At 63.9% G+C, this 25571-nt stretch carries 34 protein-coding genes and 1 tRNA gene; 20 read left to right on the plus strand and 15 right to left on the minus strand.

What is annotated here, in order from left to right; all coding sequences use genetic code 11:
* Positions 1–3: 3 nt before the first annotated feature.
* The 3 genes from RX330_RS20515 to RX330_RS20525 all read right to left on the minus strand — a co-directional run bounded on the left by RX330_RS20515 (position 4) and on the right by RX330_RS20525 (position 3160).
* Positions 4–1641, minus strand: coding sequence for an ABC transporter substrate-binding protein (locus tag RX330_RS20515; RefSeq protein WP_212085415.1), 1638 nt, complete (start codon positions 1639–1641; stop codon positions 4–6).
* A gap of 30 nt (positions 1642–1671) precedes the next feature.
* Positions 1672–2487 carry a sugar phosphate isomerase/epimerase family protein gene (locus RX330_RS20520; RefSeq protein ID WP_317239606.1) on the minus strand — a complete coding sequence of 272 codons (816 nt, stop codon included), beginning with the start codon at positions 2485–2487 and terminating at the stop codon, positions 1672–1674.
* Between the two features lie 478 nt (positions 2488–2965).
* Positions 2966–3160 carry a hypothetical protein gene (locus RX330_RS20525; RefSeq protein ID WP_317239607.1) on the minus strand — a complete coding sequence of 65 codons (195 nt, stop codon included), beginning with the start codon at positions 3158–3160 and terminating at the stop codon, positions 2966–2968.
* Between the two features lie 135 nt (positions 3161–3295).
* Between RX330_RS20525 and RX330_RS20530 the strand changes: the two genes are divergently transcribed.
* Both RX330_RS20530 and RX330_RS20535 read left to right on the plus strand, forming a co-directional pair.
* Positions 3296–3487: a DUF3072 domain-containing protein gene (locus tag RX330_RS20530; protein ID WP_317239608.1), complete on the plus strand. Its 192-nt coding sequence runs from the start codon at positions 3296–3298 to the stop codon at positions 3485–3487.
* 58 nt (positions 3488–3545) lie between these two features.
* The gene (locus RX330_RS20535; RefSeq protein WP_212085421.1) at positions 3546–3698 is read left to right on the plus strand and encodes a hypothetical protein; all 153 of its coding nucleotides are present in this window, start codon (positions 3546–3548) and stop codon (positions 3696–3698) included.
* 4 nt (positions 3699–3702) lie between these two features.
* Here RX330_RS20535 and RX330_RS20540 read toward each other — a convergent pair whose 3' ends face one another.
* Complete coding sequence (locus RX330_RS20540; protein ID WP_317239609.1) at positions 3703–3966, minus strand: hypothetical protein; 264 nt, start codon at positions 3964–3966, stop codon at positions 3703–3705.
* Positions 3966–4166, minus strand: a complete 201-nt coding sequence (locus RX330_RS20545) for a hypothetical protein (protein WP_212085423.1) — start codon at positions 4164–4166, stop codon at positions 3966–3968. The genes RX330_RS20540 and RX330_RS20545 overlap by 1 nt, the downstream gene beginning before the upstream one ends.
* Before the next feature lie 378 nt (positions 4167–4544).
* Between RX330_RS20545 and RX330_RS20550 the strand changes: the two genes are divergently transcribed.
* The 6 genes from RX330_RS20550 (at position 4545) to RX330_RS20575 (ending at position 9505) form a co-directional block, all read left to right on the plus strand.
* Positions 4545–5987, plus strand: a complete 1443-nt coding sequence (locus tag RX330_RS20550) for a tannase/feruloyl esterase family alpha/beta hydrolase (protein WP_410707554.1) — start codon at positions 4545–4547, stop codon at positions 5985–5987.
* Between the two features lie 171 nt (positions 5988–6158).
* Entirely contained in the window at positions 6159–6818 is a 660-nt protein-coding gene (locus RX330_RS20555) for an oxidoreductase (protein WP_317239611.1), read from the plus strand.
* Positions 6815–7423, plus strand: coding sequence for a hypothetical protein (locus tag RX330_RS20560; RefSeq protein WP_317239612.1), 609 nt, complete (start codon positions 6815–6817; stop codon positions 7421–7423). The genes RX330_RS20555 and RX330_RS20560 overlap by 4 nt, the downstream gene beginning before the upstream one ends.
* A 702-nt stretch (positions 7424–8125) precedes the next feature.
* Positions 8126–8578 (plus strand): VOC family protein, encoded by a 453-nt coding sequence (locus RX330_RS20565; protein WP_317239613.1) that lies wholly within the window; start codon positions 8126–8128, stop codon positions 8576–8578.
* Positions 8579–8601: 23 nt separating this feature from the next.
* Entirely contained in the window at positions 8602–8727 is a 126-nt protein-coding gene (locus RX330_RS20570; RefSeq protein WP_317239614.1) for a hypothetical protein, read from the plus strand.
* 139 nt (positions 8728–8866) lie between these two features.
* The gene (locus RX330_RS20575; protein WP_317239616.1) at positions 8867–9505 is read left to right on the plus strand and encodes a glutathione S-transferase family protein; all 639 of its coding nucleotides are present in this window, start codon (positions 8867–8869) and stop codon (positions 9503–9505) included.
* A gap of 126 nt (positions 9506–9631) precedes the next feature.
* Here the strand turns inward: RX330_RS20575 and RX330_RS20580 are convergent, their stop codons facing one another.
* Genes RX330_RS20580 through RX330_RS20590 form a run of 3 tightly spaced genes read right to left on the minus strand, consistent with a single transcriptional unit; the run spans position 9632 to position 10359 of the window.
* Entirely contained in the window at positions 9632–9799 is a 168-nt protein-coding gene (locus RX330_RS20580; protein ID WP_097662679.1) for a hypothetical protein, read from the minus strand.
* A gap of 5 nt (positions 9800–9804) precedes the next feature.
* Positions 9805–10047 carry a hypothetical protein gene (locus RX330_RS20585; RefSeq protein ID WP_317239617.1) on the minus strand — a complete coding sequence of 81 codons (243 nt, stop codon included), beginning with the start codon at positions 10045–10047 and terminating at the stop codon, positions 9805–9807.
* A gap of 57 nt (positions 10048–10104) precedes the next feature.
* A complete protein-coding gene (locus RX330_RS20590; RefSeq protein ID WP_212085434.1) occupies positions 10105–10359 on the minus strand; it encodes a PilZ domain-containing protein in 255 nt (84 codons plus the stop codon).
* A 222-nt stretch (positions 10360–10581) separates the two neighbouring features.
* Here RX330_RS20590 and RX330_RS20595 point away from each other — a divergent pair.
* The 8 genes from RX330_RS20595 (at position 10582) to RX330_RS20630 (ending at position 17374) form a co-directional block, all read left to right on the plus strand.
* Positions 10582–10656 (plus strand) — tRNA-Glu (locus RX330_RS20595).
* A 281-nt stretch (positions 10657–10937) separates the two neighbouring features.
* On the plus strand, positions 10938–11186 hold the full coding sequence (locus RX330_RS20600; RefSeq protein WP_212085442.1) for a hypothetical protein: 249 nt from the start codon (positions 10938–10940) through the stop codon (positions 11184–11186).
* A 907-nt stretch (positions 11187–12093) separates the two neighbouring features.
* Positions 12094–12768 carry a hypothetical protein gene (locus RX330_RS20605; RefSeq protein ID WP_317239618.1) on the plus strand — a complete coding sequence of 225 codons (675 nt, stop codon included), beginning with the start codon at positions 12094–12096 and terminating at the stop codon, positions 12766–12768.
* A gap of 215 nt (positions 12769–12983) precedes the next feature.
* Complete coding sequence (locus tag RX330_RS20610; RefSeq protein ID WP_317239619.1) at positions 12984–13610, plus strand: PilZ domain-containing protein; 627 nt, start codon at positions 12984–12986, stop codon at positions 13608–13610.
* Positions 13611–13812: 202 nt separating this feature from the next.
* Positions 13813–14070, plus strand: coding sequence for a hypothetical protein (locus tag RX330_RS20615; protein WP_212085448.1), 258 nt, complete (start codon positions 13813–13815; stop codon positions 14068–14070).
* A gap of 292 nt (positions 14071–14362) precedes the next feature.
* On the plus strand, positions 14363–15403 hold the full coding sequence (locus RX330_RS20620) for a PrsW family intramembrane metalloprotease (RefSeq protein WP_212085450.1): 1041 nt from the start codon (positions 14363–14365) through the stop codon (positions 15401–15403).
* A gap of 73 nt (positions 15404–15476) precedes the next feature.
* Complete coding sequence (locus tag RX330_RS20625) at positions 15477–16055, plus strand: HdeD family acid-resistance protein (RefSeq protein WP_317239620.1); 579 nt, start codon at positions 15477–15479, stop codon at positions 16053–16055.
* A gap of 233 nt (positions 16056–16288) precedes the next feature.
* Positions 16289–17374, plus strand: coding sequence for a 3-deoxy-7-phosphoheptulonate synthase (locus RX330_RS20630; RefSeq protein ID WP_317239621.1), 1086 nt, complete (start codon positions 16289–16291; stop codon positions 17372–17374).
* A 59-nt stretch (positions 17375–17433) separates the two neighbouring features.
* Here RX330_RS20630 and RX330_RS20635 read toward each other — a convergent pair whose 3' ends face one another.
* The 3 genes from RX330_RS20635 to epmA are packed head-to-tail and all read right to left on the minus strand — an operon-like array spanning position 17434 to position 19886.
* Positions 17434–17688, minus strand: coding sequence for a hypothetical protein (locus tag RX330_RS20635; RefSeq protein WP_212085456.1), 255 nt, complete (start codon positions 17686–17688; stop codon positions 17434–17436).
* Between the two features lie 42 nt (positions 17689–17730).
* The gene (locus RX330_RS20640; protein WP_317239622.1) at positions 17731–18825 is read right to left on the minus strand and encodes a lysine-2,3-aminomutase-like protein; all 1095 of its coding nucleotides are present in this window, start codon (positions 18823–18825) and stop codon (positions 17731–17733) included.
* Between the two features lie 5 nt (positions 18826–18830).
* A complete protein-coding gene (epmA, locus tag RX330_RS20645; protein WP_317243937.1) occupies positions 18831–19886 on the minus strand; it encodes an EF-P lysine aminoacylase EpmA in 1056 nt (351 codons plus the stop codon).
* A 162-nt stretch (positions 19887–20048) separates the two neighbouring features.
* On the opposite strand from epmA, the gene efp reads away from it, so the two are divergent.
* The 3 genes from efp (at position 20049) to RX330_RS20660 (ending at position 23328) form a co-directional block, all read left to right on the plus strand.
* Positions 20049–20615, plus strand: a complete 567-nt coding sequence (efp, locus tag RX330_RS20650) for an elongation factor P (protein WP_212085466.1) — start codon at positions 20049–20051, stop codon at positions 20613–20615.
* A 24-nt stretch (positions 20616–20639) separates the two neighbouring features.
* Positions 20640–22259 carry a M23 family peptidase gene (locus tag RX330_RS20655; RefSeq protein WP_317243938.1) on the plus strand — a complete coding sequence of 540 codons (1620 nt, stop codon included), beginning with the start codon at positions 20640–20642 and terminating at the stop codon, positions 22257–22259.
* An 82-nt stretch (positions 22260–22341) separates the two neighbouring features.
* Entirely contained in the window at positions 22342–23328 is a 987-nt protein-coding gene (locus RX330_RS20660) for a DUF808 domain-containing protein (RefSeq protein ID WP_212085468.1), read from the plus strand.
* 32 nt (positions 23329–23360) lie between these two features.
* On the opposite strand, the gene RX330_RS20665 is transcribed toward RX330_RS20660, so the two are convergent.
* Entirely contained in the window at positions 23361–23861 is a 501-nt protein-coding gene (locus RX330_RS20665; protein ID WP_212085470.1) for a cupin domain-containing protein, read from the minus strand.
* A gap of 21 nt (positions 23862–23882) precedes the next feature.
* Entirely contained in the window at positions 23883–24362 is a 480-nt protein-coding gene (locus RX330_RS20670; RefSeq protein ID WP_212085477.1) for a carboxymuconolactone decarboxylase family protein, read from the minus strand.
* A 54-nt stretch (positions 24363–24416) separates the two neighbouring features.
* On the opposite strand from RX330_RS20670, the gene RX330_RS20675 reads away from it, so the two are divergent.
* A complete protein-coding gene (locus tag RX330_RS20675) occupies positions 24417–24950 on the plus strand; it encodes a MarR family winged helix-turn-helix transcriptional regulator (RefSeq protein WP_317239623.1) in 534 nt (177 codons plus the stop codon).
* Between the two features lie 20 nt (positions 24951–24970).
* On the opposite strand, the gene RX330_RS20680 is transcribed toward RX330_RS20675, so the two are convergent.
* The gene (locus tag RX330_RS20680; RefSeq protein ID WP_317239624.1) at positions 24971–25222 is read right to left on the minus strand and encodes a hypothetical protein; all 252 of its coding nucleotides are present in this window, start codon (positions 25220–25222) and stop codon (positions 24971–24973) included.
* A gap of 72 nt (positions 25223–25294) precedes the next feature.
* Positions 25295–25555, minus strand: a complete 261-nt coding sequence (locus tag RX330_RS20685; protein ID WP_212085483.1) for a hypothetical protein — start codon at positions 25553–25555, stop codon at positions 25295–25297.
* Between the last annotated feature and the right edge of the window lie 16 nt (positions 25556–25571).

The following is a 25571-nucleotide window of genomic DNA, read 5'->3' on the forward strand; positions in this document are numbered from 1 at the left end:
GGCTTACGCCTCGAAATTGCCGGCGCGGAAATCCATCGCAAAGGCCGGCGACGCCTTCCACTTGATCGATTTCGGCTTGGCCGTGAAGGTCGCGTTCTGGTGCAGCACCGTATAGGCGGGATCCTCGCGCTCGGCGATCTCCAGCATGCGGCGGAACGCCTTCTTGCGCGCGGCGCGGTCGGTCGAGGTTTCCAGGAACTCCGAGAGCTTGTTCAGCTCGACATTGGTCCACTCCCCGATCTGCTGCTGCTGGCCGTTCGGCCCGTGCTGGGCGACCAGCGAGGAGACCGGATCGTTGAAGGCGGCCGAGTTCGACCAGTCGCGCACGGCGCGCGCGGGTCCACGCTCCATGATCTGCGACCAGTTCTCCTTGGTCTCGATCTGGACGTTGAGGCCGACCGACTTCCACATCTCGACCAGCACCTGCGCGGTCGCGACCTGGTTGGTGTAGTAATTGTTGAGCAGACGATAAGGGATCGGATCACCCTTGTAGTTGGCCTGCTTCAACAGATCCTGCGCGAGCTTGGGATCATACGCCGGCACGTTCCAATCGGCGTTGAACATGTCACCGTAGAATTCCCATTGCAGGCCCTTCGGCACGCGGGTGCGGCCGGCCCACAGGCTGTCGACGATCGCCTGGCGGTCGATCGCATGGGTGAAAGCGCGCCGCACAAGCGGATTTGCGAGCACGGCGTGGTTCTTGTCGAACACGGTCAGGCGGTGATTGAGGATGGTGCCGCCCTGCACCTCGAACGCGGAATTCTTCTCGATGCCGGCGACCTGATCCGGTGGGATGTCGCAGGCGAACTGATACTCCCCCGAGAGCAGCCCGTTGATGCGGCTCGCGACCTCCGGGACTTCCAGAAAGCGGATGCGTTTGAGCGGCGGCCGCCCGCCCCAATATTCGTCGTGAGCTTCCAGCGTCAGCGACACGTCGGGCTTGAGCTCGACCACCTTGTAGGGACCGGTGGTGATCGGCTTGCGCGCCCAGTCGAGATAGCTTGCGGATTCCTCCCAGGCGCGGCGGTTCATGATGTCGGAGCCGTAGCGCATCAGGCGGCCCTCGATCGTGACGTCGGGCGTCGCGTTGTAGAAGCGCACCGTGTACTTGTCGACGGCGTCGACGCGGACGAGGTCGGGCCAGATGCGGCGAGCGACCGCGGGGACATCAGGCGGCAATTCCTTGCCCGGACGCGGCGTCGGGATCTTCTCGAACGCCTGGATGGTCGAGCGGCTCTTAGCCTCGGTCTCGCCGAACATGCGCTGGCGGCTGAAGGTGAAGACGACGTCCTCGGCCGTGAGCTCGTCGCCATTGTGGAATTTGACGCCCTGCCGCAGCTTCAGCTCGACGGTCTGATCGTCGATGCGGCGCCATTCGGTGGCGAGACCCGGCACGGCCTCGAGATTGCCGCGCCAGTTCTTGGAGATCAGACCTTCCCAGATCGAGGAGAAGAACACGCGCTCGCCGACATTGGACTGCTCGCGCAGCACGTCGAGCACGTTGGCATTCGTCACCTTCTGCACGGCGATCGTCACCGACGGACGGTTGTCGCTCTGCCCGATCGCAAAGCGCGGCAGCAGCAATGTGCCCGCGGCAGCGCCGCCGGATTTCAGGATGGTGCGACGGGTAAATCTGCTCATGATGGGGACCCCTGCCCTTTGTGGTGTCGTTTATTCGGCGAGTCCGAGCGCGGCGAGATGGGCGGCGCCGGCGCGGACGTCGTCGTGGTTGCGGAGTTCGAGGATTAGCCGCGGGTTGGAATTCAGCCGTCCCAGTGCGCGGAACACGACAACCCACGGGATGTTGCCTTCGCCCGGCGCCCAGTGTCGGTCGGCGAAGCCGTCGGTGTCCTGCAGATGGACGTGTGTCAGCATGTCACCCGCGGTCTCGACGTAATAGTCGACCGGCGGTGCGCCGGTGGAGATGTGGGCATAGTTGGCGTGCCCGGTGTCGAGCGAGACGCGGACCCTGCTGCTTTCGAGCGCCTTGGCGAGGCGCACCCGGTCGCGCGGATCCTTGTCCTCGATGTTCTCGATCACGATCTCGCAGCCGATGGTCTCCGCGCGCGCGATCACCTCGGCGAGCGTCGCCTTGACGCGCTCGACGATATTGGCGCGGTTGTCGGGATAGAGATCGAGATTGTTGTGGTCCCAGGTCGTGAACGGCGAATGGATCACCATCTGTGTCGCGCCGAGGAACTCGGCGGCCTCGAGGCCCTGAAGCAGGCGCTTGGTCACCGCCTGGCGGATCATGGGATCGTGGCTGTCGATCTTGAAGCCCCAGAACGGGCCGTGGATGCCGAGCCGACCCGTATGGCCCGAGAGCATCTGCTTGATCTCGCCGGCCGTGCTGCGCCAATCGCTATCGAGAAGATCCGCGCGGAAGAAATCCTGGATTTCGAGATCGCGCTGCCTTTCGAGAAGCCAATCGCGATGCGCGGGGATCGATTTGATGGACAACGCGGCGCCCAGCACCGGTTTCGACATGGCTTGCTCCTTCGCCGTCGGCAATGACGGGAGCAGCGCTAGACCAGTTCAATGACAGGCCGGTGAAATGGAGATCCGGCGGCGCGGAGGAGATGTGGACATCCTGTCGATCGCGTGCCGCGGATCAAGCAACAGCGACTGGACCACCGATGCCGAACGGGCACATTGCAAGCGGTATCTGTGTCCGTAGTGATCCGGAATGGAATCCTATCGTGATGTCGCGTACATCGCGGGACGTCGATCGGCGGCCACTTCCACGGGCATCACCCTCTGATCGCGCAACATGGGGTTGGGGGACCACATGGGGCGGGGGATTGAAGGCTGGGGCAAGGTGACGAGGTCCGGACTCCTAGGCACTCCGGACCTCGAAACTTTTTGATGGAACGAAGCAACGCGCCGTCCGGTCGCTCTTCGGCGACGTCCTCGAGCGCGGTCAACAAGGACGACGGCTCCCTCTCGTCGCCGAACCATCGCCTGCTCACCACGTGCTTCCGCCGAGCACCCTGCTCCTGGCCCCGCGCGGCTGTGCCGCCTTCAGCGCGTCACGCTGCGCGCAAAGACCTTCGACCTTCGCCTCCATCCGCGACAGCAGCGCTTCGGCCGAGGCCGTTCCGAGACCCGCCCGCTGGAGCTGGAGGATCTCTTTCCTCTGCCTGCCCATCTGGACGCGCATCCGTTCGATCTCCCTCCTGACAGTTTCCAGGTCCGGCATGTTCCGCCTCGCGATTTTGAATACAGCACCAAGAGAACAAAAACGGAACGAAGGGTCGAGTCCGACGTTGGACGAACAGAACAAGGGGAGACAGCGATGGCCGACAACACCCGGAAGGACCCGAAAGACTGGGTTTCCGGCGACGATCCGATGACGGGAGCCCAGGAATCCTATCTCAAGACCCTCGCCGAGCAGGCGCACGTGAGCCCGCCGGAGGACGAGTTGACCAAGGCCGAGGCCTCCGAGCTGATCGACAAGATGCGGCAAAAGGCCGGGCTGGAGGACTGACCCGCATGATTGCGGCGCCCGGCCGCCATGTGTATGCAAACGAAATTGGGAATCGAAAATGCCTTATTTCGTTTGCGCCCGCGACGGAGCGGGCCAGATCATCTTGAAGCGAGACACCAGGGAAGCGGCCGAGAAGAAAGCCGCCGAGCTCCGCGACCTCGGCTATTTCGAAGTCGAGGTCATCGCGAAGGGCGAAGAGAAGGCGGCGTGAGGGATCATGCTTCCCTCAGCACCTTGATGACGCTGAGAATGACGAAAGCACCCAGACCGTAGGTCAGCGCATTCACGACCCAGGAAATGGCGATGCCGAGGAGGGTGGATCCTCCGACCGCTCCCCAGAAAAAATACGCTGCGGTGATGCCCGGCCACTCCAACCAAAGAAGCGCGAAGTCGGTCAGCGGCTCCAGGACGAGGAGCACCGTCGAGACGAGCGCCCCGACGGCCAACGCGATGACGAGGTGTGTCCTCAGCCAGGGCATCAAAGACCCAGCAGGTCAGCGATAACAGGAATGAGGAAGAAAGCGGCAATCCCGAGCAGCCCGCCCACGACAAAGCGTGCCGCGCGGCCGTGAATCTTTGTATCGAGCCACGCACACGTGGCGACCACAACCTGCCTCAGCCAGTTGCCCACGAGGGTTCTGACGAGATCGAACAGGAGTTCTGCAACGAGTGCGGCCATGCCGTTTGGTCGGCGCGACCTCTGGCGGGGTTCAAGTGCGGAGGCAATGACGAGAGCGGTTGAAAGCCTGCGCCGCTGGACTGCACCTCCCGAATACCACAAGATAGTTTCAGTGTCGGTGAGCAGATCGGCCGGCAGCCAGCGTGAGTTAAGTGCCGCAAAAAAATTCAGAAGGCGCAGGGAGGAACGATGCAGCGAAAAAGAAACGTGGCGCTTGATGATGCGATGGCTGGCCTGGGTCTCATAGCGGCCATCACGGTCATTGCGATCTCGCCGGCAAGCGCCGACAATTCGGCCAACATACCGCCCGCGCTCAAATGCGCTGACCTGACCGGCTGGAAGATGCCGAGAACGACGGCAACGATCACCAAGGCCGAGATGGTGCCGGAGGCGGCGCCGGGGACCGTGCAGCCGTCGCCGCCGGCGCCGGCCACCGTATCGGTGGCGCTGCCGCCGAACTGCCGCGCGGATGGCGTGATCGATCAGCGCGTCGGCGTCGAGGGCAAGTCCTACGCGATCGGCTTTGCCGTTGCCCTGCCCGATCGCTGGAACGGCCGGTTCTTGTTTCAGGGCGGCGGCGGTTTGAACGGCTCGATCCGGCCGCCGCTGGGTTATCATGCGGCCGGCGAGGTGCCGGCGCTGGCGCGCGGCTTTGCCGTGGTCTCCACCGATAGCGGTCATCAGGGCGCGGTGTTCGATGCCTCGTTCCTGAAGGATCAGGAAGCCGCGCTCAACTTCGCCAATTCATCCGTCGGCAAGGTGACGATGGCCGCCAAGGCGATCGTCGCGCATTACTATGGCCAGCCCGCAAAGCGTTCCTATTTCACGGGGTGCTCGACCGGGGGACGCGAGGGCATGCTGGCGTCGGCGCGCTATCCCGAGCAATTCGACGGCATCGTCGCGGGCGCGCCTGCGATGCGCACCGGCAACTCCAATATCGGTCTCGCCTGGGCCAACGCTGCCTTCAGCCAGATCGCGCCGAAAGATCCCTCCGGGAAGCCGGAGCCCGCCAAGACGTTTTCCGCGGCCGAGCGAAACCTGATCACGAATGCGATCCTCGATGCCTGCGACGCCAAGGACGGCGTCAAGGATGGCCTGATCTTCGACGGCAAGGCCTGTCAATTCGATCCCGCGGTCCTCACTTGCAAGGGCGACAAGACGGATGACAAGACGGATTCTTGCCTTGCGCCGCCGCAGGTCGATGCCTTGAAGAAGGCTTTTGCCGGACCGAAGAATTCACGCGGCACGCAGGTCTACCCGCCGTTCCCGTGGGACAGCGGCGTGGCAGCCGAAGGCGTTGCCATTCCCGGCATCCTGACCACGGGCGCGCGCAGTCCGGTCGGACCGCCTGTCTGGGAAAACATCAACGTCGATCAACTCGAAGACCGGGTCAACGCGAGCGGGATGGATCGCCTCACCAACACCGCCTACTGGACCAATCTTTCGAGCTACTTCGGCCATGGCGGCAAGCTGCTGTTTTACCACGGTGTGAGCGATCCCTGGTTCTCGGCGAACGACACCGTGAACTATTACGAGCGCATGGCAGCGGATTCAGGCGGCATGGAATTGGTGCGGGAGAAATCGAGCCGGGCCTTCCTGGTGCCCGGCATGGGCCACTGCTCGAGCGGCGCAACGCTCGATCGTTTCGATCTCCTCACCGCGGTCGTGAACTGGGTGGAAGACGGCAAGGCGCCCGATGCGGTGGTCGCGACGGGACCAGCCTTTCCCGGCCGCACTCGGCCGCTTTGCGCCTATCCGCAACATGCGCACTACAAGGGGAAAGGCGATCCGGAGAGCGCGGAGAGTTTTGAGTGCAAGTAGCGGAGATCGGCAGCTCGTAGGATGGGTAGAGCGAAGCGAAACCCATCGGCCTTGTTGCGTGACGAAGCATGATGGGTTTCGCAAGTGCTCTACCCATCCTACGCCTTCGGCGACGACCTTCGGGCGCCACTCGCCCTGACTTTTGACAAGCGATCAGGCAAGATAACTTAAATGAAAACCGCACTTGTCTTCGGCGCCACCGGCTTCATCGGCTCGCATTTGCTGCGCGACCTCTTGGACAGTCCCGACTATTCGCGGGTTGTGGCGGTGGCCCGCAAGCCGCTGGCGGTGAGCCATCCGAAGCTCACGGTGCTGATCGGCGATCTCGCGTCCCTGCCCGCACTCAAGCCGCAATTGGTTGCGAACGAGATCTTCATCGCGCTGGGGACAACGCGCAAGCACACCCCTGACGAGGCCGAGTACTACAAGATCGATCACGATTATCCGGTGGTGGCGGCCGAGATCGCCAGGGCGAATGGCGCGCGGTCGGTGTTTCTGGTCACGGCCGTCGGCGCCAACGCCGCTTCCAACGTGTTCTATCTCAGGACCAAGGGCGAGGTGGAGCGGGACATTCTCTCGCTCGATTTCGAGCACACGCATATTTTCCGCCCGTCGATGATCCTCGGCGCGCGCGACGAAAACCGCCCGCGCGAACGCCTCATCATCGCGATATGGGGCCTGCTCAATCCGCTGCTCGTCGGCCCGGCCGACCGCTATCGCGGGCTCACCGGCAACGACATCGCGCACGCCATCGCCAAAGCCGCGCGGCATCAAACCGAGAAGGTGCGAATCTATCATTGGAAGGAGATGGCGGCGCTTGTTCGAACGTGATGCAGCTCGAAGGATGGGTAGAGCGAAGCGAAACCGATCGAGGGCCTTGTTGCGACGGTATGCCTATATCGAAGCTCGAAGCCGCCCAGCGCCAGCTAGATTGCGCAATCCGGCTCTACATCAACGGCGAAGAGCTGTTGGCCGTTCATACCTTATCACGAGCAGCTCTTCGTGTGCTCTACGACATCTACCCGTCCTATAGGGACGATGGCTTCTCGACCGACCTCGGTAAGTTTATCGAGGTTGGCGGCTGGAAGCGGTTTAACGACGCTGCAAGCTTCCTGAAGCATGCCGATCGAGATCCCACGACGCAGGGCGAGGTAAGCGAGCCCGACACGCAGATGGGCATCGGTTTCGGTATCGTACTCCATCACCGACTGACCGGAACACATACTCCCGAGATGAAGGCCTTCGATGCCTGGATGAAAGCCCTGCATCCAGACGAGTTCAAGGTCCCGCCGGATCCGGACCCGGATATCGAGAAGCTGAGCCGCGACGCGATTGAGGTCGTTAGAGCCGCACCGAGAAACGTGCAGCTTCGGCTGGCTAAAGCGCCACTGACGGTTATGAAAGAGAACCCCGACTGGCCTACGCTGAAGGCGTGAACCTACCGCCGCCTACTTGTGCATGATGACCGTCAGGATGTTGACGCCCACCTGGACCAAGAATTTCCAGTTGCGGGCAAAAAAACGTCGGACTTTCGAAAGGGTCTTCACAGGCAAGCTCCATCGTGGCGAGAACCGATATCTCGCGGGATTGACAGGGCGCCTGGGTGGAGCGAGAACCTCGGTTGTTCAGGCGGAGAGTCCTTCGGGATCTCCACCCCAGGCGTCAGGCGATTCACCTCGCCTGGCGCCATTTTAATGTTTTCGGATTCGGTACGAAGCCGGGCCTATACGGATGCCGGTCACGTCCCGGTGAGACAGCGCAAACTCACGGCCAACCAATATCACTGGGTTCGCGTGCGCGCGTAGCTGCGTCTGAGTTATCCGGGATATTCGTCCTATCCACAGCTAAGGAATGCGGGTTGTTATCCCCGCTCATTCTCGACCACTCTCTTGACAGCTACCTAACGCCCCACCTTCGGCGCTATGCCCACCCCTCCCGAGGGCTCAAGAGGGTGCTGCACAGACGCGGGCTCGACTGAAGTATCGGGCCACGATCTGCGCTTGGCCCATCAGGACAAAGTGAGTCTGACCCGCACGTCACCGGCACGTATGGCAGTGCCCCCACTGCATTTTCCTGCTATCTCTCCCTCCGCCGGCCCCGCCGACCCAAAAACCCTCCACCCCCAGGGAGCAACAACCATGCGATACCTCCACACCATGCTGCGCGTGCGCAATCTCGATGTCGCGCTGAAGTTCTACCAGGATGCGCTGGGGCTGAAGGAGGTGCGGCGGATCGAGAACGACAAGGGGCGGTTCACGCTCGTCTTCCTCTGCTCGGCGGACGATCTCGAGGCGCTGAAGAAGCAGCCGTCGAGCCGCGGTGCGCCGCTGGTCGAGCTCACCTGGAATTGGGACGAGGAGACATACGGCGAGGATCGCTTCTTCGGCCATCTCGCCTACGAGGTCGACGACATCTACGCCACTTGCGAGAAGCTGCAGAAGGCCGGCGTCACCATCAACCGTCCGCCGCGCGACGGCAACATGGCCTTCGTGCGCTCGCCGGACCTGCACTCGATCGAGCTGCTGCAGAAGGGCGATCCGAAGCCGCCACAGGAGCCCTGGGCCTCGATGCCGAATACCGGCCATTGGTGAGGCGGCGGACGGAACAAGCTGTCTTGCCCGACGTTCTCCTTTCACGAAAACGATTGGAGGAGGATGCGATGGCGAGAGGCCTTTTGCTGTGGATGGTCGGCGTGCCGATCCCGGTGATCATTCTGTTGTGGCTGTTCTTCGGCCGCTGAACGTCAGGTTCGAATTTGCAAATGAAAGCTCCGCCGACGGCGGAGCTTTTTGCATGAGAGCGCCGCAACCGCCGCATCGCTCGACCCAGGAATTTCCGCTATCACCCGCGCAAAGCGACAACGCCGCGGGAGACGCCTCATGCCTGACACCAAGCTGACGATCTGGGGCCGCGCCAATTCGGTCAACGTGCAGAAGGTGCTTTGGTGCCTGACCGAGCTCGCTTTGCCCTATGAGCGCATCGACGCCGGCATGAGTTACGGCAAAACGCGCGAGGCCGAGTATCTGGCGATGAACCCCAATGCGCGGATCCCGACGCTGGTCGAGGGCGACTTCGTGTTGTGGGAATCCAATTCGATCCTGCGCTATCTCTGCCTCGCGCATGGGCGCGGCACGCCGATCTATCCGGAAGCGCCGAAGCAGCGCGCCAGCGTCGATCGCTGGCTCGACTGGACGCTGTCGACCGTTCAACCGGTCGACCGCCCGGTGTTCTGGGGCATCGTGCGCACGGCACCCGCCGAGCGCGACATGATCCAGGTGCAGCGCGATGCCGACGCCGCCGCCGAAATCTGGGCGATCGCCGACCGCCTGCTCTCCTCGCGCCGCTTCTTCGAGGGCGACCAGTTCACGCTCGCCGACATCGCGCTCGGCTCCTATGCGCGGCGCTGGCTCGGCGTCGAGGGCATCTCCAGGCCGGCGCAGCCGCATCTGACGCGCTGGCTCGCCGAGCTCGGCAAGCGGCCCGGATTTGCGCAATTCGTCGCGCCGCCGATGTCCTGAGCCGGTGGCGCGGCACAAGCTGCGGTGAGAGCGCGACGAATCCGTGCTTCAGCGCAAGCCACGGGCGTCAGCTCAGCACTTGACGGCTACTGTGCATGGGGTTGTTTTCGCGTTTTTGCTTTGGGCTCAGCGCCAGCCGCGCTCGACCAGCAGCACGCAGACGATCAGCACCAGCGTCACCGCCGCGGTTGCCAGCCGCGCCGTCCAGCTCAGGCCGCGGCCGACCCACCACAGCAGCGCGCAGTACATCAGCACGGGAACGATGAGGTCGAGCCGCAGCAGATCCGCCGGCATGGCCTTCAGCGCCTCCCGGTCGTGTCGATGCTCATCGAGCCGCCGATCTGCACGCAAGTCCCGGTGCCCTCGACCATGACGAAGCGCGGTCCGTAAGCCGCGCAGGAGCCCGCGCGCGCCTTCCCGGGCGCGCCCTTCAGCGGACCCGTCGTGCCCGCCTGGGGCCGCTCGGCAGGCGGCAGACGAAGGGGCTCCGCGACGGCGGACGTGGTCAGCAGCGAGATCAGGATGAGGAGCGGCATGCGCATGGCGGCGTTCTAGCCCGGGCCGGCGCCGCGCGCCATCGGGGAGGCCGATGCCAGCGATCAGATGAACTTGATGCCGGCCGATTTGCCGCGGCGCCACACCACCTGGCAGCTCCGCCCCGTGCGCGCATCGCGGGCGAAGGCGAGCCGGATCACGCCCGGCAGCTGGCTGGCGTCCTCATCCAGCGTGATCTTGGCACCCGAATCCGAGATGTCCTGGACCAGGCAGTGCCGCGCGGCGAAGCCGCCGTCGAGCGTGATCCAGGCGTGCCGCGACAGCAGCTTGCGGGCTGCGCGCTTTTTCGGAGGTGGCATCGGAAAATCTCCCCCTCCAGCGCTACGCAGGGAACCCTAAGAAACCGTTGAAATCGCCTCCCGATCATCCCGGGGCCGGCGCTATCCACCGGGGCCAAAAGACCGGTCCGAACGGCTTGCCGGGAGCCGGAAAGGCCACTATACGTTCGCCCGCTGCAAGCCGCCGGGCCCTGTTCGGCCGGCCAGTGGCCATGCCGGGAACAACGGCGGGGCCCTGCGTTTGCTCCCTTCGTCTATCGGTTAGGACGCCACCCTTTCACGGTGGAGAGAGCGGTTCGATTCCGCTAGGGAGCGCCAAAAAGGTCAAATCACTTGGCTGCGCCCTTCTCCGCCGCGTCCAACGCATGGCCAATTTCTCCTGTGCGCACACATGCGGACTTGAGGCGATCTGCCGCGAGCTAGCCGCGGCGTCGACCGACCCGGTCGAGCGCGCCGCGCTGCTCGAGCTGGCGGAGAACTACGGGCAGAGCTCGCGAAGCTGAGTCTTCCACATCCACGACCCGCAGTAGCTCGCGCTCGTCCCGGACCGCTAGGAATCGATAATTTGACTCTCGCTGGCGCCGCGCTTCGATGGCGCCATGACCAAGGCCGAGAACAGAGCAGCTGCTAGGGCGTGGCAAGCAGAGCGCCAGCGCCAAATGAACGAGGCCATTCAAGCAGAGCGCGTCAGGACCGATCTGGCGGAACTCGATCGGCTTCGCACCTATCTCATCAAGAGCAGGACCGCGGGCTACGCGCGGCCTCTGATTGACGCAATCGACGATTACGTCGAGGCCATCACCGGAGATCGCACGAAGCTGCACGCCCAGAACCACAAATGCGGATGAGGCCCGCCAGCCTGAATCGGCGGGCTGATAACAAAGCGGGGCCCTGTGTGCCTAGGAGCCCGGGTCCATAACCTCGGCAATTCGTGCGGCGAACCGCTCGGCTACGGTTCGACTTTAGAAGACGTGAGCACGTCCGCTTTGCCGAAAGTCAATGTCGTCCTCCATGAGGGTAGATGCGTGAGGCCGACCCTACGGACAGGGCTCCGCGATACTGTCCTATAGAGCAATTCAAAGTTGCCTTGGGTCCTGTCAAAACGAGCTGTGGACGGGCCGTGGATATTCGCGGCTTTGTGCTCGGGGTAGAGGGCCCGCCAGCTAGCCAGCCCTCGGCGGCGCCTTCCCTCGCGCTGACGGTTCCGTTTTCGGAACTGACGAAATGATTCGCATTGCCAGTTTTTCCCGATTAGACTTCGGTTACCGGGGCTGGCTTCATATTTCACCTAGATCTTTCCACCCGGATTTTTTGACTCCCGCGGGCCGCAGCGAATGAACCTCCGCTGCGGCCTTCGTGTGTCCGTGCACCCTGCGGAGTGAACCGGCAGCAGACCACCCTTAAATTTACCAGGTGTGCAAAAACCCGCCGGCCTGGGGAGCCGACGGGTTCTTAATGCCCATGCGTTCTCGCGGTACTCATCACCAATCCGCGAGAGAGCAACGCTACTAGCGCGGGGTTGACGCCGGGTTAGTTGGCCAGCCGCTTTTCGGCGCGCCAACCTAAGCCGCTGGAGCGCCATAGGGTTCGGATCAGTCGCATCAAAGGATGATCGCTAGGGAGCGCCAATGCATATGGCGATGCTCGACTCCCGATGAAGCGCCACGACAGCTGGGCCGCAATCTCTTTACTGGCGGCATGAACCTCCCCGCCTCTCGCCGCCGACCAATGTCACGTTGGAACAGGTCGAGACCCATGGAGCAGCGTCACCCCGAGATTGAAGGTTCGTCCGGCGCATCGGCAACGGCGCCGGGCCTCCCACCGTGGCTGGGCCAACCCCGCCGGTATCCATCGGACCGGCGCGCCAAGATGCTGGAGCACATGGCGCGCGCCAGATCGCTTCCGCAACGGCAGGCGGATTCTGCGCCGGCTGTGCCTGTGCCGCAGGGCAGAAGCACCCAGGACATTCTCGGCGATGTCGTCGGCTACGCCATCCTGTTCGGTATCCTCGCCCTACTCTTCCAGTCGCGCATTCCGCTCTATCTCGGCGCGTTCATCGTCCTGACCGACGGGGAGCGCATTGAAGGGGCGCTGGCAAGGATCGGTATCCGCCTCGAGCCCGAAACGATCGGCCCAGACATCGTCAAACGCTCCGCATTCTGGTTCGGATGGTTCGCCTTGCTCGCCGCCTTGAAAGGCTCCGTCCCCGACTGGCTCGCACAGTGGATGCCGCCGGCGGAGTCATGGTCCGTCCTCGCCGGCATCGCTCTTCTGCTCGCCATCGTCGAAGCACTGACGGCGCGCACGCTGCGCACATTGCCGGCGTTGGGATTGCGGATCAGCCTGAACGGCCGGACGTGGACGACGATCCAGTTCATCATGGCCGCCAGCGCGCTGGCCTTGCTAGTGCTGTTGTTCGGATCTCCCTAAGGCGGCGCGCCACGCCGTCGCTTCACGGCGCTTCAATGACGACGTTGTGAGATTGCCTGCAGCGTAATGGGTCCTTATGCCGCGCTTTCCGCAGCGCCACGGAGAAGCGCGTTTACCGGAAATTTACCCCTGCTCTTGGGCGACGGTATCATTTGCTTAGAATTTGCCCGCTACCGTGGAATTACGGAAACGATCCCAAACCACGATTGGCGCGCATGTCCGTCACAGAGTTCCTCCGGCAACGAGCAGTGGACGTCACCGTGGCCGGCAGCTACTCGCTGCCGCGCTGGTACGATTGCGAGGGCAAGTTGCGCACCTTCGCGTGCCGGACCAAGCGCGTCTCGCCGTTCCGGATGATCGTGGACGTGCCGGTGGTCGGCAAAATCGGCGAGCGCGTGACCTCCTACTTCCAGGATTTCGGCGAATTCCAGTGCACCATCAGCGCGACGCTGAAGTCAGGCTTCCTGATGGAGCTCGACATGACGCGGGCGCGGCGCGCCTGGATGTCGGAAAAGCTGACCTGGCTGGAGAAAAAGCAGAGGGATGAAAGCGTCCAGGAGCTGCGGCGCGACGCGCGTTTCGTTCCCCAGGTCTCGCACACCTTCCTGACCCTCGCCGACGGCAGCACCCATTCCTGCTTCATCATCGACGTCTCCACGGCGGGCGTCGCGATATCCTGCGAGTACGACCCACCGGTGGGAACCCCGCTTGCGGTCGGCGCCTGTGTGGGGCGGGTCATCCGCAAATTCGATAACGGCTTCGCGGTCAAATTCGCCGAAAAACAGTCGCGGGATGACCTGGTCCGCCTCGTCGTGCGCTCGCCTCTGCAGCAGTCGGCCTGAGCCGGATCGGTCCATTTCAACTCTAGCCAAATACTGCGGATGGAGCCCCTCGCGCGACAGGATGTGACCCAGCACGGTCGCAATCCGCCGGGCCGCCTCGCCTCCGCATCGCTGCCCTATCGTGGCCCCATTGCAGGATCAGCCTTTGTCGGTCCGAGCCTCATGCCGGACGTCATTTGCGGACTTGCGATCGGGGGACCGAATGGCAGTCAACAAGGTCACGGTTGATAAGATTACGTGGGACAGGGTCGGCCGGGTCACCGAGCCCGGACGTTACATATACACCTTCGGCTGGCTCACCATCACCGCCGGCGATCTGGAGATCTGGAAGCTCTACCCCCAGGCCGCGTTCACGCTGCTGGCGCAGCCAGGCGGGCCGGACGCATCCCCCGGCGAGGAATTCCATCTCGGCGCCTTCGACATCGCCCCCGGCGCGCCGCCGCCGTTCACCACCCACTGAGTCCCGGCTTCGAACTCGCACCGGACTATGTGGGCAGTGAATCGAATAAGCCTGTCCATTTCCTTGATCTGGCTTGCCAATTGCGTTCCAGCATCAATCACGCGGGCCTTCCCACGGACGACGAACAGGTGCTGTCATGCAATTGATTGCGCTCATGTTCTACACCTCCGCGGGCGACGGCACATGAACGAAAGCTGTCGCGCTCGTTAAGCGAGCCGACAGCGGGCACATGACACATGGTCGCATCGGAGAATGTAGATAAGCGGACCAAGGGAACCTATTTTCGGCGCCGATGTACCTGATTGAAGCGTTGCCCACCGTCATCGGAACTGCCGCCATCGCCCCGGCGCTGCTGATACTGTGGCTCGTCATCGCCGCTGAAGAGCGCCCGGGCCCGCCCGCCCAGGTCTGGACCGCGTTCCTGTTAGGGGCCGCCAGCATCTCGCTGCTGGGCCTCGCCCGCGCCCCCTTCGCCAAGATGGTCGCAGCCCCCGACGACCCCTGGGCAGCGCTCGCCATGCATTCGGTCTTCGGCGTCGCGCTGCCCGAGGAAGCCGTCAAGGTGATCGCCATCGTGCTGGTGTCCTCGACCAAGCGGCGGACTTTTGCCAATCCGATGGACACCGTGGTCTATGGCGCTGCGGTCGGCCTCGGCTTCGCGGCTTACGAGAACCTGGCCTATCTGGTTCAGCACGCCGAGATGTGGCGCTCGCTGGCCGCGTTGCGCAGCGTGCTGACGGTGCCGTTTCACGGCGCACTCGGCATCATCGCGGGCGCCTACCTGACCATCGCGCGCGCCGGCACCGCGCTGGGCGCGAACCGCCACCATCGCGACTGGGCCCGCCTCTCCAGCCGCCTCTTGATCTTCGCAGGCCCGGTTGCGCTGCATTCGGCGTTCGATTTCCCGCTGCTGACCCTCCAGCGCATGCCGGATCTGGACCCGACCCTCCGGATGTGGCTGGGCGCAACGAGCCTGTTGATCGGCTTCAGCTCGATTGCCTTCGCCATCCGCCTGGTCCGGCGCGTCGCCCGCCACCACGCGCCGCGGACGGACGTCGCTCGCGAGCGGCTCAGCCAGCTTCGCCGGATGTGGGCGCTGCTGCTTGCCGGCGGCGGCGTCGGCTTTCTCGGGCTCGCCTTCGTGCTGACCTCGATTCATCACTGGCTCATCAACCCCGAACGCAATCTGACGCTGGCCCTGATCCCGATCGGCTTCGTCTCGATCCTGCTCGGCCTTGCGCTTCTGATTGTCACAACGGCAATCTACATTCTCAGCCGCAACCGCATCCGCACCAGCGCGGAAGGTTTTTCCTCGGCCCCCGGCGGCAGTTGATCCATCGCATGGCAAACGTGTGATGGGCCGACTAGATGATGGGACGCACTACCTCTCGTTCCGGAGCTAGACGATGACATCGCCCGAAGATTTTTCACGGCTGCAATCCGCGATGAGCCAGACGGCCAAGGCACATTGGAAGGCCTTCCTGTTCGAAGGCATCCTGCTCGTCGTTCTCGGCGTCGCGGCTCTGATCCTGCCGCCGCTCGCGAGCCTTGCGACCGCGATCTTCCTCGGCTGGATGTTCCTGATCAGCGGCATCGGCGGGCTGATCGTCACCTATTGGGCGCGCAGCACGCCGGGCTTCTGGTGGTCGCTGATCTCGGCTGCGCTCGCCGTGCTCACCGGCCTGTTGCTGCTGGCCCGGCCGATACAGGCCGTACTGACCCTGACGATCGTGCTTGGCGCCTACTTCCTCGCCGAGGGCGTCGCCACCATCATGTACGCGCTGGAGCACCGCCGCGACGCGAGCAGTCGCTGGTCGTGGCTCCTGATCTCGGGCCTCATCGACATCGCGATCTCGTTCTTGGTGATCACGGGACTGCCGAGCTCGGCGGAATGGGCCATCGGCGTTCTCGTCGGTATCAATTTGCTGTTCGGCGGCGCCAGCCTGATCGGCATGGCGCTCGCTGCGCGCAACAGCAACACCTGAGGCGCCTCGTCGCCTGCCGCGCCGATTTGGGGGTGACAAAGCGCCAATGGAGCGCTATATGCCCTGCCATGATCACCGTCGCCACCAGCTATTTTTGGTACTTTAGCTACGACAGCTCGCTGGCGGCAGGAGGATCGCGCTCAATCTGAAACATTGCAGCAAACGTCCGAACAAGCCGCCAGACCTGGCGGCTTTTTTATTGCCGGCAGGTTCGAAACAAACAGGAGCCCGCCGTGCTGAGCACGACCGACGATCTGCGCATCCGCGAACTGAAAGAACTGAGCACCCCGGACGAGGTGATGCGGGAGGTCCCGCGCACGCTCACCGCCACCCGTGTGGTGATGGCCGCGCGCAACGCCATCCATGCCATCCTGAGCAGCCAGGACGACCGCCTTCTGGTCGTCGTCGGCCCCTGCTCCGTGCATGATCCCAGGGCCGCGCTCGATTACGCAGAGCGCCTCGCAAAGCTGCGCGAGGATCTCGCCGATCAGCTCGAGATCGTGATGCGGGTCTATTTCGAGAAGCCGCGCACCACGGTGGGCTGGAAGGGCCTGATAAACGATCCCGATCTCGACGGCAGCTTTGACATCAACAAGGGCCTGCGGCTGGCGCGCAACGTGCTGTCGGCCGTGAACAATCTCGGCCTGCCCGCCGGCACGGAATTCCTGGACATGACGACGCCGCAATACATCGCCGACCTCGTGTCCTGGGCTGCGATCGGCGCCCGCACGACCGAGAGCCAGATCCACCGCGAGCTGGCTTCCGGGTTGTCGTGCCCGGTCGGCTTCAAGAACGGCACCGACGGCAATGTTCGCATTGCCGCCGATGCGGTGAAATCAGCCTCGCACCCGCATCATTTCATGGCCGTCACGAAACTCGGCCGCTCGGCGATCGCCTCGACCGCCGGCAACGAGGATTGCCACATCATCCTGCGTGGCGGCAGCAAGCCGAATTATGACGCGGCAAGCATTGCGGCAGCCTGCAACGAGCTGACGAAATCCGGCGTCGCGCCGCTGGTGATGGTGGATGCGAGTCACGCCAATTCGAGCAAGAAGCCGGAGAACCAGCCCCTGGTGATGGCGGACATCGCCAGCCAGATCTCAGGCGGCGAGAACCGCATCATCGGCGTGATGATCGAGAGCAATCTCGTTGCCGGCCGCCAGGACGTGGTGCCGGGCAAACCGCTCGCCTACGGCCAGAGCATCACCGACGGCTGCATCGATTGGCCGGCCACGGCGACCGTGCTCGAGCAGCTCGCCGACGCGGTCGAGGTCCGCCGCAACTCGAGCCGTGCCGGATTGCACGAGCGGTCGGCATAGCCCGTCACAAAATCGCGGTCGTCTCCTTCACCTCTCCCCGTTGGGGAGAGGTGAGTCCATCAGCAGCCGCGGCAGATGCTCTTGATCTTCTTGTCGAGCGCCTGGTTTTCCTTGCTGAGCGGATCGTTCGGATCGCTCACATTCTTCTCGCTCGGCACGTCAGCCGCGCGGGGCTGGCGGTGACCGACCGGTGCCGGCAACACCGAGCCGGAGGATGCTCCGCCGGATGTCGCCCCTTTGGAGCCGCCGGTCTGTGCGACCGCCGCGCCGCCAAGCAAGACCACGAGCGATGCTGCCACCATGATCTTCTTCATTTCCGCTTCTCCATTCTCAAGCAGCGCGCGCCCCGTCACCGCTCAGGTCTCGGGCGGATAGAGATGAACGTCGCCGCAATAGTCGACGATACGATAGCGCGTTTCGGCTCCCGCTTCACGTGCATCCGTTGCGGTATTTTGTTCCGCCAACACATAGTTGGGTCCCACCGGCGATTTCCCGGCGCCGCCGGGAATGTCGATGACATAGTCTGGCTGGCATAGACCTGACACCCGCCCGCGCAACTGCCGCATCAGGTCCTGCCCCTGCGCCAGCGTCGTCCGCAGATGCGCCGTGCCCGGCGCGAGATCGCCGTGATGCAGATAGTACGGCTTGATTCGGCATTCGACGAAAGCTCGCATCAAATCCGACAGAGCGGCGATGGTGTCATTGACCCCGCGCAAAAGCACGGACTGGCTCACCAGCGGAACTCCGGAATCGACCAGCCGCGCGCAGGCGGTGCGCGCCGGCCCCGTCAGTTCGCGCGCGTGGTTGGCATGCACGGCCACCCAGGTGGTCGCCCCCTCGACCTTGAGCGCCGCAACCATCTCGTCGCTGATGCGCGCGGGATCGGCCACCGGCACGCGGGTATGAAGGCGGATGATCTTGACGTGATCGATGCCGGCAAGATCGGTCATGATCTCGCTCATCCGCCGCGGCGACAGCATGAGCGGATCGCCGCCCGTCAGGATCACTTCCCAGATCTCGCCATGCGAACGGATGTATTCGATCGCCGCGCGATAGGCCCCGTCCGACAGCGCGTTGTCCTTGCCGGGCCCTACCATCTCGCGGCGGAAGCAGAAGCGGCAATAGACCGCGCAGACATGAACGAGCTTGAACAGAACGCGATCGGGATAGCGGTGCACGATCCCCGGAACCGGCGAGTGCGGATGATCTCCGATCGGATCGGCGCTTTCGCCCGGCTGCATCTCCAACTCGTTTGCACTCGGAACGAATTGCCGCGCGATGGGATCGTCCGGGTCGGACGTATCGATCAGTTCGACCAGCGCCGGCGTGATGGCCACCGCATAGCGCACGGCAACACGTTCGAGCGCGGGGAGCGCTGCTGCGGGCGACAGACCTTCGGCGACGAGCTCGGCCGGCTCGCGCAAAGTGCGTGCAAGGTTCGTTTTCGTCATGCCTCTCAAGACGCTTCATTTGCCGGTGGCGTCCAAACCACCTGATCAATTCGCGATGCACCGCTCGCCAGCATCACCAGCCGGTCGAAGCCGAGTGCGACGCCGCTCGCCTCCGGCATTGCGGCGACCGCGGCCAAAAAGTCCTCGTCCAGCGGATAGGCTTCGCCGTAGCGGCGCTGCTTCTCCGCCATCGATTCCGTGAAGCGCTTACGCTGCTCCTCGGCATCGGTCAGTTCGCCAAAGCCGTTGGCGAGCTCGACGCCGCACGCATAGACCTCGAAGCGCTCCGCAACCCTGGGATCTTCAGCCTTCACTCGTGCCAGGGCAGCCTCTGGAGATGGGTATTCGAACAGAATCGTCAAACGCCCCTGCCCCAGATGCGGCTCGACATGCTCGACCAGAACCTTGCTGAAGATGTCCGACCAGGTGTCGTCCTCGGCCACACGGATCTTGCTGGCTGCCGCCTCGGCGAGTGCGGCACGGTTACCCCTGTTGCCCGAGATTGTCGACAGCAGGTCGATGCCGGCAAACCGTTCGAAGGCGCCCGAGACCGTCAGCAGTTCCGGCTCGGAGAAGGGATCAGCGGTCCGGCCGCGGAAGGAAAAGGTCCCGATCCCGGTCGCCTGCGCCGCACGGGCGATCACGACGACGCAATCGGCCATGACGGCGTCATACGGGGCGCCTGCCCGATACCACTCCAGCATGGTGAATTCAGGCAGATGCAGATCACCGCGCTCACGGTCGCGGAACACCCGGGCGAGCTCGAAAATCCGCGTTTCGCCCGCCGCTAGCAGCTTCTTGCAGGCGAATTCCGGCGAGGTCCGCAAATATCGGCTGGCTCGGCTGCCGTCCGGCCGCATGATCTCGGTCCGGGGGGCATGCAGATGGGTCTCATTGCCCGGGGAGACCTGCAGGACGGAGGTTTCGACCTCTACAAACCCCTGCTCCGCGAAAAACCCCCGAAGCGCCCCGGTAATGGCCCCTCTGGCCTGAAGGAAAGGCCGCCGGTCGAGGTGGCGGCTTGGCGACCAGAACGGTGAGATGGGCTTGTCCCCAGCCATTAGCCGGCCGCCCCCGCCCTGAGCAAAAGGCTGGCATCCAACGGCAAAATCAGTATGTTGCGGCCCGAAACGGGTGCCGAGGTCCGATTTGAGGCCCCAACTCCCCCATCGATTTGACCACGTCCTGGCCCCAGCCGGGCCAAGCAAGCAGGAAATATAGCTTTGAGAGTCATCGCCAGTTCTATTCGCAAGGGCAACGTGATCGAGCAAGACGGCAAGCTTTACGTCGTCGTGAGCGCCGAGAACATCCATCCCGGCAAGGGCACCCCGGTCAGTCAGATCGAAATGCGCCGAATCTCGGACGGGGTAAAGATCTCCGAGCGCTACAAGACCACCGACCAGGTCGAAAAGGCCACGATCGAAGAGCGCAACTACACCTTCCTGTATGAAGATGGCGACGGCTTCCACTTCATGAACCCCGAGACCTACGACCAGGTCCAGGTCTCCAAGGACGTCGTTGGCGACGCGGCCTCCTATCTTCAACCGGACATGACCGTCAAGCTGTCGATGCATGACGTCAACGTGGTGTCGATTGCGCTGCCGCAGCGCGTGACCCTGGAAGTGGTCGAGACCGAACCCGTGACCAAGGGCCAGACCGCCTCCTCGTCCTACAAGCCCGCGATCTTGTCCAACGGCGTGCGCACCACGGTGCCGCCGCACATCGCCGTCGGCACCCGCATCGTGGTGATGACCGAAGACGGCTCCTACTCAGAGCGCGCCAAGGACTAGCAGAGCGCGGTGCAATCGGAACAGGTGCCGCCGGGGGGCGAGACAGTGGTTGGGAAGGGTTTCCGCTTCGTCTCGCTGCTTCTGGCGTCGCTTTCGCTGCCCATTGCCGCTCCGCTCGCCGCGGACGAATTCCGCAGCCCCTCGCTCACGGCCCTGCGCGTCGATTGGCGCGCAGCGCTGGACCAGCTCCGCACCGAGATCAACAGCCGCCCCCGCGTCGCAGACGATTTCATCTTCGCGCCACGCCGTACGGTGCCGCGCTATGATCCCCGCGCCACCCCCGCCCTGGTGCAGCTCAACGCGGTTTCCTCACGATTCTTCGCCGGCATCACCCGCAGTCCCGTGCCTGTGCTGCTGCCGTTCGATGCCGCCGCGTACCTCGATGCGCAACGCAACGGTGCGCCGGCGACGCTCGCGTTGTCGCGCTACCAGGCGGACTTCAATCCCGTCGACATGTTCGATGCCGGCCCCGCCGGCTACAGTGCAACCTTTTCGTTGGATTCCGGCGCCGGTGACGGCATGCCGGGCCGCGTGTTCGCGAGGCCGGTCGAGGTCCAGATCACGGGTTCGGCGCTGGTCTACGACATCGCCGATCCAGCCGGCGGCAAGGGCGAGCCAGTCAAGCCGCTCGCGACGATCTTTCCGGACCTCCGCAGATTCATCCGGGAGGGCTATGTACGCTACGCTTTCACCCGTTTCGGCGCCGCCTATGTCGTGTCGATCCAGTGCCTCGACAGCGTCGCCAAGCCGAGACGGCTCGCCTGCAAGGAAGCCTATCCAGTCGCCGAGCGCTTCCTGAAGGCCCTGCGTGTCGCCGGCGGGCAACGGATGCGGCCGCTAATGGACGTCGCCTCCAACGTCATCGATCGCCCCACGGCTCGCTCGCCCGACTTCAGCTATCGGCCGAGCGGCGATATCATCCCGAATACGGGCTACCGCAAGCAAGGCGGCCATGCCGACGTGATGGCCTATGCACAGATCCGCTTTCCGCTCGAGAAGGCGCCCGCCTTTGTGCGTTCGCAATCCTACAGCAAGCGCGACAAGAGCGAGGGCCCGACCGCCTATCCCTGGCGCGACAATTTTTGCGAGTCCCGCAGCTTCGAGGTCTGGCAGTGCGCCGGCGGCTACGGCCATCAGGGCGAGGACATTCGCGCCGCCAACTGCCCGCCCGGCGAGGACGCCGAATCCTGCGACCCCAAGCGGCGCGCCGTCGTTGCCGTGCGCGATGCCATCGTGATCCGCGCGGCCAAGGACCAGGCCGCGACGCTTCAAGTCAACAGCCGCACCGAGCACATCCGTTTCCGCTACATGCACATGAACCCGCATGCGATGAACGCCGACGGTCTCGTCAACGGCCGCATCGTCACCGAAGGCGAGAAGATCGGCGTCGTCTCGAACTATCTCGACCGTCCCGCCGGCACCTCGATGCACCTGCATTTCGACGTACAGGTGTTCACCCGCGATGGCTGGATCTGGGTCAGCCCCTACGTCACCCTGGTCTCGGCCTATGAGCGCCTGATCCGCGCCCGTGGCCGCGAGATCGGTCCGGAGATGGCAGTCACGGCGCAGCCGGTGGCACACGCGCTGCCGAACGACGTTGTCAAGCCGGACCTGCGCGAGGGATCGAGCGGCGACGACAATTGACGGCTTGCTCGTTCCGAGGCTGAACGGTGCAAGAGCTGCTGTCGCCCACGCCGCCGGATCGAACGAACAAAGGACAGGGTTGATGAGCCTCGGACTGATCGGTCTTTTCGACGACATCGCGGCGATCGCAAAGGTGGCAGCAGCCTCGCTCGACGATGTGGCGAGCCAGGCTGCCAAGGCGGGCACAAAGGCGGCTGGCGTGGTCATCGATGACGCGGCCGTCACGCCGAACTACGTCATCGGTTTTGCCTCGAAACGCGAACTGCCGATCGTCGGCAAGATTGCGGCCGGATCGCTGCGCAATAAGTTGCTGATCCTGCTCCCCGTTGCTCTGTTGCTTGGATATTTCCTTCCCGCCGCAGTCACCCCGCTGCTCATGCTGGGGGGAGCGTTTCTTTGCTACGAGGGTGCCGAGAAGGTGCTCGAAGCCGTGATGCCGCATCATGCGCACCACCACGAAGCTCAGCTCCAGCCGATCGCGTTGAATGCCCGGTCGGTGGAGGACGAGAAGGTCGCGAGCGCCATCAAGACCGACTTCATCCTGTCGGCGGAGATCATGGCGATCACACTGGCGGCCCTCCCGGCGGGCAGCATCTGGACGCAGGCAATGGTGCTGGCGTTGGTCGGCATATTCATCACAGTCGGAGTCTACGGCGTGGTGGCCCTGATCGTGAAGGCGGACGATGTCGGCATGGCCCTCGCCCGCTATGACAGCGCCTCGATCATCGGCGGCGCGATCCGCTTGCTTGGACGCGCGCTCGTCCGCGGTATGCCCGTCTTCCTTGCGGTGCTGAGCACCATCGGCACCGCCGCCATGATCTGGGTCGGCGGCGGCATCATTCTGCATGGCATCGAAAAATACGGCCCACCCGTGGTCGGCCGCATGGTCCATGCCGCAACCGAGGCCGCGGCACATGCCCTTCCATCCGTTGCCGGCATCATCGAGTGGTCGGTCGAGGCGGCCATCTCAGGCTTGCTTGGACTGCTTGTCGGCGCGCTTGCGATTCCGGTCGTCCAATACGGTCTCTCTCCGGCCTGGAAACGGTTGAGGCGATCGCCGCAGGCCTGAAAACGGCCGTCGTCGCGGATTGCGCGTACCAGCTAATCCAGGAGCGTCGTGAGCTGGGCGCCCTCATCCGCCACGAACACGGCGATCAGCTCTGCCGGCTCGGTCGCGCTGGCGTTGGCGGAGACCAGATGCGTCGAGCCCGGCGGCTCGAAGAAGGACTGGCCGACCCCAAACGTCTGGACCGGACCGCCGCCGAGCTGGGACCGGATCTCGCCCTTGGTGATGTAGGCGGTAACGGATCCCGAGTGACGATGCGGACGCGAAAATCCGCCCGGACCGTAGAACACGCGCACGATGGTGACGCGCTTGCCCGGCACGTTCGGCAATGGGTAGGAGCCGATCGGCTCGACCTTGTCGAGGGGCGAACTCTCCGCAGCCGTGGCGCACAGCGGCGCCAGTACGCCTGAGACGGTGTCCATCGTCACCGGCAATACTTTGCCAATCGCCAGCGCGCAGGCGAGCCCTGCGACGACCGCGAGTGCCGTCGAACGTGACACCGGGCGCTGCGCAACGGCCAAACTCATTGTTGTCATGCTGACCTCCCCGCGTTGCAATCAGGATGCCGCAGCATTCGCCGCGGCCGGCCGCTTGGCCGGCGTCCAGCGATACGCCGCGCCGAACCGGTTCCAGACATTGATCGAGGCGACCGCCGAGGTCAGGTAGGTCAGCTCGGTTTCAGAGAACTCGCGCGTCGCCTCCGAATAGACCTCCTCGCTGACGCCACCAGGCAGCAGCGTCAAGGCCTCCGCCCAGGCCAGCGCCGCGCGCTCGCGCGCGGAAAAGACCGGCGCCTCGCGCCAGACCGCGACCAGATGGAGCTTGTCGGCGGGAACGCCGATCCGCTCCGACAGCAGGACGTGGTGCTGCACGCAGAAGGCGCAGCCGTTGATTTGCGAAGCGCGCAGCTTGACGAGTTCGATGAGCTGCTTGTCGAGGCCGGCCTTGGTTGCAAGCTGACCGAACGCCAGCACCAGATCATAGACGTCCGGCGCGATCTTCTTGAAATCCTCGTATTCGCTGCGGGCGTGTGACATTGCCGTTCACCTCGTCTTATTGTATGAATGCTTACATCTTATAAGAGCTCTTATATGTCACGCAAGTCCGCAACCGCCGCAAGACCCAAAACCGAATACAAGGCGACCGCATCCGTCGGCGACGTGCGTGTACCCGCGCCCGGAGAAGGCAAGCGTGGCGAGCAAGGTTATCTCGGCTATCTCCTGCGCCAGGCCCATGCCGCGGTCCGCCTGACGATGGAACGGGCGCTCGGCGATCTCGGCGTGACATCGCCGCAATTCGCGGTGCTGACCATGCTCAACGCATATCCGGGCCTGTCAGGCGCCGACGTCGCCCGCCTCACCTTCCTGACGCCCCAGACCGTCGGCGTCATCATCCGCAATCTCGAACGCGATGGCGCAATTCTGATGACGCCCCATCCGGTCCACGGCCGCATCCAGCAATGGACGTTGACGCCACGCGGCGCGACGCTGCTGAAAGCCTGCCGCGAGCGTGTGATCGCGCTCGAGAAGCGACTTGCGAGGGGGTTGGATGGCAAAGCGGAAACAACAATCCGGCGCTGGCTCGCCGGAATTGCGACTGATTTACAGCAGGACCAGGTGGATTGACCTTCGTCTTGAGCGAAGGCCTACCCGTCCTTCAACGCGTCCTTGACGTCGCCGGCAGGCCAGGTCTCGCCCGCGGCGATCACCCGTACGCGGGTTCGATCCGTGGCATTGACGAGCACGTGCGACGTCACCCGGTCGCGGCTCGGCTCCAGGTGCAGATCGGTTTCGGGCTTCCAGCTCAGCGTGGTCGCCAGATCGCCCGGAAAAATCTGCCAGCGCGTTCCGTCGTCGAGCTCGACGACATGGCTTTCCGCATGCGCTCGTATCTTCATTCCACCTCGAATTCTCGATGAAGGGAGCTGCGCGCGGAAGGGCCCCGGCGCTCCGGCCGGGACCCTGCTCGCTCAGTCGTTGTCGTGATGAATCACGGTCTTTTCGCGATTGCCGAATTCATCTTCCTTCTTGATCACCGTGGTGCGGTCGGCGGGCTCGCGCTCCCGAATGACCGTGGTGCGATCCCGATCGCGGTCTCGCTCGCGATATTCATGGGACTGACCAACCGTCACGCCCGCACCCACCGGGCCGACGTGAACTCCGACCTCGTCCGCGAACGCAGGCGCGGCGATGGCCGTCACCATGGCAGCGGCAAACAGATATTTCCTCATCACTCCTCCTTCCTGA

This window comes from Bradyrhizobium sp. NDS-1 (genome assembly GCF_032918005.1).
GTDB classification, from domain to species: domain Bacteria; phylum Pseudomonadota; class Alphaproteobacteria; order Rhizobiales; family Xanthobacteraceae; genus Bradyrhizobium; species Bradyrhizobium tunisiense.

What these genes read in the sequence shown, in the direction of transcription:
- RX330_RS20515 (WP_212085415.1), bottom strand. Translation starts at nt 1,641, where the DNA reads ATGAGCAGATTTACCCGTCGCACCATCCTGAAATCCGGCGGCGCTGCC.
- RX330_RS20520 (WP_317239606.1), bottom strand. Translation starts at nt 2,487, where the DNA reads ATGTCGAAACCGGTGCTGGGCGCCGCGTTGTCCATCAAATCGATCCCC.
- RX330_RS20525 (WP_317239607.1), bottom strand. Translation starts at nt 3,160, where the DNA reads ATGCGCGTCCAGATGGGCAGGCAGAGGAAAGAGATCCTCCAGCTCCAG.
- RX330_RS20530 (WP_317239608.1), top strand. Translation starts at nt 3,296, where the DNA reads ATGGCCGACAACACCCGGAAGGACCCGAAAGACTGGGTTTCCGGCGAC.
- RX330_RS20535 (WP_212085421.1), top strand. Translation starts at nt 3,546, where the DNA reads ATGCCTTATTTCGTTTGCGCCCGCGACGGAGCGGGCCAGATCATCTTG.
- RX330_RS20540 (WP_317239609.1), bottom strand. Translation starts at nt 3,966, where the DNA reads ATGCCCTGGCTGAGGACACACCTCGTCATCGCGTTGGCCGTCGGGGCG.
- RX330_RS20545 (WP_212085423.1), bottom strand. Translation starts at nt 4,166, where the DNA reads ATGGCCGCACTCGTTGCAGAACTCCTGTTCGATCTCGTCAGAACCCTC.
- RX330_RS20550 (WP_410707554.1), top strand. Translation starts at nt 4,545, where the DNA reads ATGGTGCCGGAGGCGGCGCCGGGGACCGTGCAGCCGTCGCCGCCGGCG.
- RX330_RS20555 (WP_317239611.1), top strand. Translation starts at nt 6,159, where the DNA reads ATGAAAACCGCACTTGTCTTCGGCGCCACCGGCTTCATCGGCTCGCAT.
- RX330_RS20565 (WP_317239613.1), top strand. Translation starts at nt 8,126, where the DNA reads ATGCGATACCTCCACACCATGCTGCGCGTGCGCAATCTCGATGTCGCG.
- RX330_RS20575 (WP_317239616.1), top strand. Translation starts at nt 8,867, where the DNA reads ATGCCTGACACCAAGCTGACGATCTGGGGCCGCGCCAATTCGGTCAAC.
- RX330_RS20580 (WP_097662679.1), bottom strand. Translation starts at nt 9,799, where the DNA reads ATGCCGGCGGATCTGCTGCGGCTCGACCTCATCGTTCCCGTGCTGATG.
- RX330_RS20585 (WP_317239617.1), bottom strand. Translation starts at nt 10,047, where the DNA reads ATGCGCATGCCGCTCCTCATCCTGATCTCGCTGCTGACCACGTCCGCC.
- RX330_RS20590 (WP_212085434.1), bottom strand. Translation starts at nt 10,359, where the DNA reads ATGCCACCTCCGAAAAAGCGCGCAGCCCGCAAGCTGCTGTCGCGGCAC.
- RX330_RS20600 (WP_212085442.1), top strand. Translation starts at nt 10,938, where the DNA reads ATGACCAAGGCCGAGAACAGAGCAGCTGCTAGGGCGTGGCAAGCAGAG.
- RX330_RS20605 (WP_317239618.1), top strand. Translation starts at nt 12,094, where the DNA reads ATGGAGCAGCGTCACCCCGAGATTGAAGGTTCGTCCGGCGCATCGGCA.
- RX330_RS20610 (WP_317239619.1), top strand. Translation starts at nt 12,984, where the DNA reads ATGTCCGTCACAGAGTTCCTCCGGCAACGAGCAGTGGACGTCACCGTG.
- RX330_RS20615 (WP_212085448.1), top strand. Translation starts at nt 13,813, where the DNA reads ATGGCAGTCAACAAGGTCACGGTTGATAAGATTACGTGGGACAGGGTC.
- RX330_RS20620 (WP_212085450.1), top strand. Translation starts at nt 14,363, where the DNA reads ATGTACCTGATTGAAGCGTTGCCCACCGTCATCGGAACTGCCGCCATC.
- RX330_RS20625 (WP_317239620.1), top strand. Translation starts at nt 15,477, where the DNA reads ATGACATCGCCCGAAGATTTTTCACGGCTGCAATCCGCGATGAGCCAG.
- RX330_RS20635 (WP_212085456.1), bottom strand. Translation starts at nt 17,688, where the DNA reads ATGAAGAAGATCATGGTGGCAGCATCGCTCGTGGTCTTGCTTGGCGGC.
- RX330_RS20640 (WP_317239622.1), bottom strand. Translation starts at nt 18,825, where the DNA reads ATGACGAAAACGAACCTTGCACGCACTTTGCGCGAGCCGGCCGAGCTC.
- epmA (WP_317243937.1), bottom strand. Translation starts at nt 19,886, where the DNA reads ATGGCTGGGGACAAGCCCATCTCACCGTTCTGGTCGCCAAGCCGCCAC.
- RX330_RS20660 (WP_212085468.1), top strand. Translation starts at nt 22,342, where the DNA reads ATGAGCCTCGGACTGATCGGTCTTTTCGACGACATCGCGGCGATCGCA.
- RX330_RS20665 (WP_212085470.1), bottom strand. Translation starts at nt 23,861, where the DNA reads ATGACAACAATGAGTTTGGCCGTTGCGCAGCGCCCGGTGTCACGTTCG.
- RX330_RS20670 (WP_212085477.1), bottom strand. Translation starts at nt 24,362, where the DNA reads ATGTCACACGCCCGCAGCGAATACGAGGATTTCAAGAAGATCGCGCCG.
- RX330_RS20675 (WP_317239623.1), top strand. Translation starts at nt 24,417, where the DNA reads ATGTCACGCAAGTCCGCAACCGCCGCAAGACCCAAAACCGAATACAAG.
- RX330_RS20680 (WP_317239624.1), bottom strand. Translation starts at nt 25,222, where the DNA reads ATGAAGATACGAGCGCATGCGGAAAGCCATGTCGTCGAGCTCGACGAC.
- RX330_RS20685 (WP_212085483.1), bottom strand. Translation starts at nt 25,555, where the DNA reads ATGAGGAAATATCTGTTTGCCGCTGCCATGGTGACGGCCATCGCCGCG.